The organism is Microcystis sp. LSC13-02 (genome assembly GCA_002282935.1).
GTDB lineage: Bacteria > Cyanobacteriota > Cyanobacteriia > Cyanobacteriales > Microcystaceae > Microcystis.
The window spans coordinates 1-8,393 of record MTBT01000285.1 but is presented as its reverse complement, the minus strand read 5'-3'; the positions used below and the strand labels follow the sequence as shown (position 1 = coordinate 8,393).

10 protein-coding genes and 1 pseudogene are annotated in these 8,393 nt (G+C 44.9%); 3 read left to right on the top strand and 8 right to left on the bottom strand.

Features of this window, described 5'->3' with window-relative positions:
• Together BGL89_RS17900 and BGL89_RS17895 are read left to right on the top strand one after the other, a co-directional pair.
• Positions 1–212 (top strand): hypothetical protein (locus BGL89_RS17900; RefSeq protein WP_286826892.1); only part of this gene is annotated, 212 nt, incomplete at its 5' end.
• 205 nt (positions 213–417) lie between these two features.
• The gene (locus BGL89_RS17895) at positions 418–1,038 is read left to right on the top strand and encodes a metalloprotease (protein ID WP_286826891.1); all 621 of its coding nucleotides are present in this window, start codon (positions 418–420) and stop codon (positions 1,036–1,038) included.
• Positions 1,039–1,089: 51 nt separating this feature from the next.
• Here the strand turns inward: BGL89_RS17895 and BGL89_RS17890 are convergent, their stop codons facing one another.
• The 7 genes from BGL89_RS17890 to BGL89_RS17860 all read right to left on the bottom strand — a co-directional run bounded on the left by BGL89_RS17890 (position 1,090) and on the right by BGL89_RS17860 (position 6,416).
• On the bottom strand, positions 1,090–1,260 hold the full coding sequence (locus BGL89_RS17890) for a CAB/ELIP/HLIP family chlorophyll-binding protein (protein ID WP_002742489.1): 171 nt from the start codon (positions 1,258–1,260) through the stop codon (positions 1,090–1,092).
• Positions 1,261–1,348: 88 nt separating this feature from the next.
• Complete coding sequence (locus tag BGL89_RS17885) at positions 1,349–2,077, bottom strand: Bax inhibitor-1/YccA family protein (protein WP_286826894.1); 729 nt, start codon at positions 2,075–2,077, stop codon at positions 1,349–1,351.
• Positions 2,078–2,352: 275 nt separating this feature from the next.
• The gene (gene chlG / locus BGL89_RS17880; protein ID WP_286826890.1) at positions 2,353–3,333 is read right to left on the bottom strand and encodes a chlorophyll synthase ChlG; all 981 of its coding nucleotides are present in this window, start codon (positions 3,331–3,333) and stop codon (positions 2,353–2,355) included.
• Positions 3,334–3,339: 6 nt separating this feature from the next.
• Positions 3,340–4,416 carry a Get3/ArsA fold putative tail anchor-mediating ATPase NosAFP gene (locus BGL89_RS17875; protein ID WP_286826889.1) on the bottom strand — a complete coding sequence of 359 codons (1,077 nt, stop codon included), beginning with the start codon at positions 4,414–4,416 and terminating at the stop codon, positions 3,340–3,342.
• 22 nt (positions 4,417–4,438) lie between these two features.
• The gene (petP, locus tag BGL89_RS17870) at positions 4,439–4,630 is read right to left on the bottom strand and encodes a cytochrome b6f subunit PetP (protein WP_002742483.1); all 192 of its coding nucleotides are present in this window, start codon (positions 4,628–4,630) and stop codon (positions 4,439–4,441) included.
• 462 nt (positions 4,631–5,092) lie between these two features.
• The gene (locus tag BGL89_RS17865) at positions 5,093–5,425 is read right to left on the bottom strand and encodes a hypothetical protein (protein ID WP_286826888.1); all 333 of its coding nucleotides are present in this window, start codon (positions 5,423–5,425) and stop codon (positions 5,093–5,095) included.
• 94 nt (positions 5,426–5,519) lie between these two features.
• Complete coding sequence (locus tag BGL89_RS17860; protein ID WP_286826887.1) at positions 5,520–6,416, bottom strand: ABC transporter permease; 897 nt, start codon at positions 6,414–6,416, stop codon at positions 5,520–5,522.
• 490 nt (positions 6,417–6,906) lie between these two features.
• On the opposite strand from BGL89_RS17860, the gene BGL89_RS17855 reads away from it, so the two are divergent.
• On the top strand, positions 6,907–7,665 hold the full coding sequence (locus tag BGL89_RS17855; RefSeq protein ID WP_286826893.1) for a PEP-CTERM sorting domain-containing protein: 759 nt from the start codon (positions 6,907–6,909) through the stop codon (positions 7,663–7,665).
• A gap of 230 nt (positions 7,666–7,895) precedes the next feature.
• Here BGL89_RS17855 and BGL89_RS17850 read toward each other — a convergent pair.
• Positions 7,896–8,015: pseudogene (locus tag BGL89_RS17850) on the bottom strand (Uma2 family endonuclease); the annotation flags it as partial.
• Between the last annotated feature and the right edge of the window lie 378 nt (positions 8,016–8,393).

Here is an 8,393-nt window from a genome sequence, read left to right as displayed (position 1 = left end):
CTTGGGAGGGGACTATTGACCGAGAAACGGCAATTTGGGCGAGATTTTATGACCCGGAAGGCAATTTAATCCCCTTGCCAGAAGAAGCGGCCCAGGAGCAAGCGGCCGCGGCACAAGAGCAATTAAATGCTACTCAGCAAGCTCTGGAAGCGGAAAGACAGCGTTCTCAGCGTCTGGAGGCTCGTTTGCGGGAAATGGGGATAGATTTATAGTACATTTGTGCGGAATGATGAGGGTGGGGAGATAGGGAAATGGCGTGATCTAAACCCTGAGAAATTCTGTAAACTTCGATCAAAAGCCGCGTAAATTCTGTATTTTCTCTGGAAGTCTTAGATATAGCTTTTAAAATTGTGATCGTAGCGGCAAGCTAATCCAGATCAATTAAACTTCTTCCTCACTCCCGACTTTGTTAGTACCATGAAACCTAACTCTGGCCGTAAACGGTTATTATCCCTGATATCTGCTGTTTCTTGTGGCTCCCTCTTGATTTTATCCCCTCTAGCCCAGAGAGCGCAAGCAGACGATATTACGGATGCCTTAGAAGCGGTAATTGAATATACGGCTCAATTACACCAGATCAATTTTAAGTATTTGTTAAACGATGGCCCGATGACCACTCCCTGCGGTGTAATTTCCCTAGCGGCTTTCTGCACTGTAGATAATACAGTCTATGTCAATCTCAAGCAAGTTACTGGTATTAGCGATAATCCTTTATTTCCCCTTTACGCCGTCGCTCACGAGGCCGCTCACGCTGTTCAGTGGAATCGGGGTATTGGTGGCATCGATGAAGGTGGAATGAGCATCGGCATTGAATTACAGGCCGATTGTCTAGCGGGAGATACCCTTTCCTGGTTATTTACCGAAGCGAGAGGCTTATCCAAACAGGATTATATAATAGCGGGAAAACTTCTAGGGGAAGCGGCCTCGGAAGTGGGCGATTTTGAAGCTCCTAATCGCTCCCACGGGACACCGCAACAGCGAGGTGATTCGGTCTTACAAGGATTCTACGGGGAAAATCATGAAGCTTGTATGCGTTAGCTAACAATCAAGGCTATATTTCCCCTAGAATGCCTAAAAAAGCTTAAAAAACTACTGTAACCCTAACCAAGATAACAGACCTTGGCCAGTTAGATACTCGATCAACAGGGTGATCACAAAACCAATCATAGCGGCTCTACCGTTGAGGCGCTCGGCATAGTCATTAAAGCCAAATTTGGGATCTTCTAATTTGGGGGTTTGAGTCGGTTGTGGTTCAGTCATGATCTTTACAGTCCGTTTACATTTCTTTACTATTCTAGCGGAGTTAGAAGTTAGGTTGTAACTAATTTCTAACTCCTCTCTATTTGCCCTAATCTCGACCGTTAAGAGCGATCAAAAGGCGCAGAATAAAGATAAATAGGTTGATATAGGTCAAATACATCGATAAAGCAGCGCTGAGATACTGTTCATCTCTGTAGGTACGGGGCAAGATGTAAAAGTCCACCACTGCCGAGCCGGCAAACAAGAAAACCCCGATGCCAGAAATAGCGATTTCTAACCAGGTGGGAGTAGCGCCACCAAAGATAGAGAAAATTAGCTGACCAATGAGAACAATAAAGAGAGCGAGAATACCGATGCTAACGGTTTTAGTCAGGGCTAAACCATCTTTTTCCGACAGATTCGAGCCGATATTCCGTCCCAACACAAAAGCAATGCCGCAACCGAGGGCAGCAATTGCTACTCCTCGCAAACCGACACCGGAGGTACCTAAGGCCACATAGACGATTCCACTGAGAGTATAGCCAGAAAGAAGACTATAGAGAGTCAGTAGGGGCAGAGCAGTGCCTGTATTGCCTCTTTCGGCAGTATTACGGGCGACAAAAAATAAAATAATCTCGGCAATCAGAGCGACAAAGAAAGTCGGGAAAAAAATCTGGGGATAGGATTGGATCACACCTAAACCGCCATAGGTTCCCACCGCAGTTAAAATTAGACCGCCACCGAGATAGGGCAGAGCCTTGGGGATAACATTGGGGCCGATAAGTGCTTGGCTTTTGGCCTCGCGTAAAGCTTGACGAAAGTTACTGGTATTACTCATGGTGACTAGGTTCGAGATACTTGTCTCAATCAATCTTGTTAAACAGAAACTATTCTTGATTAGTTTGTCAAGAATGCCGAATAGTTGGCCGAGAAGAAAGAAAGTTTTCCCCTCAAGCACAATTACCTCTTGATTGTAACGAAAAGACTGGTGATCGAGCTAGAAGCCACAGTTTTCACCCCCCTTGACCGCTCAAGTCACCGTAAACAGAAGCCCGATTCAGGGCGATAATGTACCGTAAACTGGATATTTCCTGTTTTCAATAACTACAATCTTCAGAGTATCCCCTGACCTAAAGCCAAACCTGTCACCAACATTCCTAACACTAGAAAAGGCTGGGCGCTGGCTTGATATTTGACATCATTTTTGAGCGGATCCCGCAGAAAATACATATCTTGGAAAGTGATCTGAGGGATAATTAATAACAGTAAAATAGCGGCATAAAGATTCTGATGAATACTAATCAGATAACCCGCAATTCCTGCTTGAAAAACATCGATCATAATCACGCAAATCCAAGCCGAGGTGGTAATTCCAAACATAACTGGTAAGGATTTTAAGCCTAATTTTTCGTCACCTTCCACACTTTTAAAGTCGTTAACGACGGCAATGCCTAACCCCGCTAGACTATAGATGAGGGTTAGGATCATAATTGTCCAATTTAACTGACCAAAAAGGGCGTGACCAGCCCACCAAGGTAATGCTATATAACTAGCACCGAGGGCATAATTTCCCAGCCAACCATTTTGTTTTAATTTTAAGGGTGGCGCTGAATAAATATAGGCGATAAAAGAACCAAATAGGGTTAAACAGAGCATGATCGGGAAATCATGACCGGCCCAGCGATCGAGAAGATAAGCTATTCCTAACCCACCCGCTAATAAAACCAAAATCTGGCCGACTACTTGCGGAATAGAAATTGCCCCCGAAGGAATTGGACGATAGGGTTCATTAATTGCATCGATTTCTCGATCGTAAAAATCATTTAAAGTTTGGGTATAACCAGTCATCAATGGACCGGAAAGTAACATACAGGTGGCCGCTTTTAAGACATCTTCTAAAGACCAAGTATAATCCCCCGATGAAGCTGCCCCACAGACAACCCCCCAAATCAGGGGAATCCAAGTGATCGGCTTCATCAATTGTAAGCGGATTTTCCAGAGGGAAGTTTCTGCCGATGAGGCCCCTTTCATGCCCAATAATTGGCGAGTTTTGGCCGCTCGATCGTCCTTGTTTTCTATCTCGGTGTTCGACATAATCCTTTAAAAAGAAATAATTAAGTAACCGTCTTGGAATTTTGCCCCTTTTACCGCTCGTCCGGTCAGAGGCGGTGGTACATCAATATTACGCCGTTGATCCCCGGCTTCGATGGTTAATTCTGGACCCGATTGCGTCAGTTTTACCTGTTTTTTGTCGAATCCGGGTAAATAAACCTTGACCTGACCGGCTGCCGTATCGATTATTAACGGTTTGGGCGGCTGCACCGTGAGAAAATTGGGTAACTCGGCGATTAACTCCTGCCAATCTTCTCCTTGACGGTCGGGTAAAATCGCCGCCGGCAGCGGTGCAAAATCTTCCGTGGCACTCTGACAGCGATTAAAAATCACTCCCCCCACATTTAAACCGATTTGCTGCGCCCCACCCCAAAGATATTTAGCGTCTGCGATCGCAATTGGATCATCATTGGTGACTAGATAGGCTAAAACTCGCCGAGGATTAGCTAAAGCGGAGCGTCCCTCGTCTAAAATGTTATTATCGGCTTTCTGCCCTAAACCGTCGGGATTAAAGGAGAAATTGAACACGGCAGCGGCGATCGGTTGGAAAAAGGGAGACAGGGTGCGACCAATCTCAGAATCGCTGAAAACCTGCCGAAAACGCCGTGAATACCAGCTGCCCACCTCTGGAATCCCCAACATTCGCAGGCTGTTGATATCTCCGCTGCCGTCGTAGATGATGACATCGTAATTGCCGCTTTTATCCTGTTCGCGCAGGAAATTTAAAGCCAGAGCTTGGTCCATCCCGGGTAAAATGCCCAACTCTTGACCATAAACATTTTTCAAGGTGGGAGAACGCAAATACTGCTTTTCTAATTCCTTGACTTCTTCCCAACTTTTTTCTAGTAAATGGGTACTACTAAGCTGGACAACCGAGAGATTAGGCGCAATTTCGGTAATGGAGAAGCTAGGGGAGGCCTTGAGGAGTAATCCCCAAGCGGGACCAGAATCTTGACCGATCAAGAGAACTTTTGACCCCAGACCAGCCATTTTTTTTGCCGTAGCGATCGCTATTGTACTGCGACCGCTGCCCCCCTTGCCCAAAAAGGTCAAAATTAAGGACATAGTTAATTCCTAAGCGTTGTATTTAGATGAGTTTGAGTTCATCCTCAAAAAACCAAGTAGCGGTCTTATCATCGAACTGGACAACAGCACCAACACCGCTGCCATCGGTCATCTTAAAATTTTTGATGACACCCACTTTACCTAATTTACCCGCTACATCCGAGTTAACGCGGTCTCTTAAGCGACAGACCTTGACTTTTTGCCCGATTTCCATTACTTCCACAGTTTTAATAAGACGATAATTCAATAAACCAATCCTAAGTTTAATATAAATTCGTGTAAGATAAACCCCCCCAATGCTCTTCAGTTATTGGTCGTTTTAAGATCATCTGCACTTGGCGATCTTATGTACTAAGCGATAGGACAAAATCAACTTCTTGCTTAGGATAGGCAATAGGCAATAGGCAATAGGCAATAGGTAATAGGTAATAGGTAAGAGGTAGTTAGGGTCTGCTGAATAAATTTTGTCAATCAAAAAGTACTGGATATGGGAGTGATCGGGGGGAAATTTAGGCACTTTTTCCCTGAAAATTAGGTAATTGGCCACCTCAAAATGGTTAAAACCCTACACCCCACACCCTACTCCCCACACCCTACTCCCACCGAAAACCTTTTTGCCGCAAACCCTAGTTAGATATGTGCAATTAATTGTGTCTAGCTACTCAAAAAAGGGGTTTTATTTGGTTTCTGGGGCAGGATTTTGCAGATTTTCTAGTTGTTCCCTTTGCTTGCGTTTAAACTCCTCGGCCGCTTCGTTGATATTATTGCGAGTATCTTCCTGAAATTCCGATCCGTCCCGGCTACGGCGAAAATTACTATTATGAATCAAGTCTAAAGGATTAAAACCACCGAGATCATCCCTGCCATCGGAACTACGTTCATTTTTTTGATAGTCCGGTTGACTGGGGTTCAAGCTTTGAGCTAACACTTGCGGATTAAAATCAGCTCCGATTAATAAAATAGTAGCTAGGAATAAAGACGATTTGATTAACATTTTTTGAGTATTCATAATCTAACTAACTCCTCAGAAAATTATCTGGTTTTTGGTGGTCAGAAAGTTACAGGCTTTTCAGTGAACAGTAAACTGATAACTGATAACTGATTTAAGCAAAACGACGACGAAGTAAGGGCTGAATTGCCAAAAGGATTAGCAGATCAAAAGCTAAGAGCAGGCCTAAAACTGTCAAGAAATTGAGGTCAAGCCAAGGGGTTTGTAAGACTATGCTATCAAAAGACCAGTGCTGATTGAAATAAATATAACGGATCGGTTCGATCGCATAGGTAAGAGGGTTGAGACTAGCGATTACTTTTAACCAATCTGCCATAAAGTTTAAGGGTGCGAGGGCGGTACTGGCAAATAAAAGCGGTAAATTGGTGACGAAAATGACGGCGATTAATTCGATATGTCCGGGGAGAGCAAAGGTTAAACTGAGACTTAAGGCAGTCATACCCAAAACTATTAGGAACACAATCAAAGCGATCGCACCTAATCCGGCTAAACTGGGCAATCCTGCTCCTAAAAAGGCACTAGCGGCCACGATCGAGGCCGTTTGGATGAAACTGAGGGCGATAATATAGATGGTAGAAGCAGCCACGATCGAGTAACGAGTGGTTAAAGGCGCTACCAAGAGACGGTTAAGAAAGCCAAATTCTCGATCGAACATTACCGGCAAACCGGCATTTAAGGCCCCAGAAAAAGCGGTAAAAACAATCACCCCGGGGGCGAGAAATTTAGCATAACTGAGATCGTTGCCGAATAGACCCTGGGGAGCCTTATAAAACAATGCCCCAAATAAAATCAGCCACATAAATGGCTGAATTACCCCCGCGATTAGGGTTGAAGGACGACGTTGTAATTGGATGAACAGACGTTTAGTCATGGCCAGAGTTTCTTGCAGAAATTCCCCTAGCACATTTCCCCCATCGTCCACCGTTGCTCCTCTAGTGGGATTGGGGGCTAAACTAGCTTTTAAGGAAGAAGGTGTGATGGTTTGGCTCATGAAATATTTACCTCGAAAGGGAAGGGTTTAGGTAGAGGTTTTGGGATTGTCACTCTCAATCCCTGGCAAGCTGACAGTTCTATTTTAAAGTGAACAGAAGGATATAGCGGTTATCTTCATGGTGAGGTAAAAAGTCTCTGGTTTGAGGGAACACCAGAACTGCTGTATTAGTTATCAGTCTCCTTACCCCCTGCTCATAGACAGTCTTTCCTCGTTCCAAAGCTCTGCCCTGTAACCAAATATTTAGGCTCTGCCTAATTTAAATATAGCAATTCTTCAGCTAGAACCTGAAAATAGCGTTCCCCAGTAGAACTGGGAAACGAGGTAATGTAAAGATTTATTAAATTGTATCTTTTGATACAATGCGTGGGAATGTGTATGATTTTGATTGTTATGTTGGCTTGTCACTGTTTTGGGTTTGCCCTATCGCTTAACCCAAATCTAAATGTCGCAGGCACTCAAATCATCTACTATTAATCCTTTTCTTTTCATGAAAATAAAACAACTCGGCATTGTCTCCGCCGGCGTTGCCCTGGCGACTCTGGCAACGGCTGGTGCGGCACAGGCTGCTTTGGTGGTCGTCCCTCCCGACTTGGCTGTTGGCGCTCAGTATCTTTTGGTGTTTGTCACTGAAGGCAAATGGGAGGCAACAAGCACCGACATCGACGACTACAATAACCTTGTCACCAGTCAAGTATTGGCAGGGCCAGGGACGACTGATACGGCTCTCTATCAGGCTTTAAAGGCGGCAGGATTTGACCCGAATGCGATTACTTGGAAGGCGATCGGTTCTACTGCTTCAGTCGATGCCCGTGATAATACGGGTACTAATCCGACATTGAGTACTGGTGTTCCGATCTATCTCATAGATGGCAACCGGGTCGCCAACAATAATGCCGATCTCTGGGATGGCAGCATCCAAACCGCTATCAATCGCACTCCTGAAGATTGGCAATTGAATAATGAGCCAGTCTGGACGGGGACCAATAACAATGGAACAGCGGAGAATGGAAGACTTGGTGGCGGCTCCCTGGGGCAAGTAAGATACGGGCTCGCCAATTCGATTACAACTGAGTGGATTACCATGGCCGATTCTAGCCGCTTTGGTGTCAGCCGGTTGTATGGCATCTCCTCCGTGCTGACAGTTCCGACTCCAGCAGTCAGTGTCCCCGAACCCTCTAGCCTTCTTGGTTTTATCACCCTGGGCGGTTTAATGCTAGGGGGTGCTGTGGGCAAAGCGAGAAAATAATGTCCCAGGGAGAGGAGACGCGGGTTTCCTCTCTCTTTTTTGGGGAGGGGTTTTGATAGTTAGCATCTCAGTCCTGAATTATGCTAGGATTCGCCCTAGAATGATAAAAAATCAAGACTACACAAGCAACAGTAATTCAAGGCACAGCCAAGGAAATTAGGGAAGCACTGGCGCTTATACCAGATGATGAAATTGTCCGCCTTTCGACTAGACCAAATTAAGGCTAGTTACTGTAGCAGCAGATTGGGAATATCATTCTGTAACTGATTGTCCACTGGAGTTTCGTCGGAAGAGGGCAATTCTTCGGCGCTGGGAAGATGGCGATTTTTGTTATAGGTGAGGTTAACCATAGCTCCTGCAAGCGTGGTGTTTGATTACTGCCAATTCTAGCGGAAAATTACGGTTTGATATTTCGTTGTTTTTGTGCGATCAAGTCTAAGCGATGATTGTTTTTCCTAGTTCCAAGGCTCTGCCTAATTGTCAACACATTATTCTTAAGATATTATCCAACAAGGTTTTTAGATTTATTCGGCCAGCCCTATTTAGGGTTTGCGGCAAAAAGTTTTTCTTGGGGGCAGGGTGTGGGGTGTGGGGTGTGGGGTGTAGGGTTTTACCGATTTTCAGGTGGTCAACTACCTAGGGCTTGCTGAATAATGGTAAAACCCTTTTAAAATAAAGCTTTTGACCTGTTAAAGTCCGATGTGCATGCTGCGAAAATAGGATTGGGA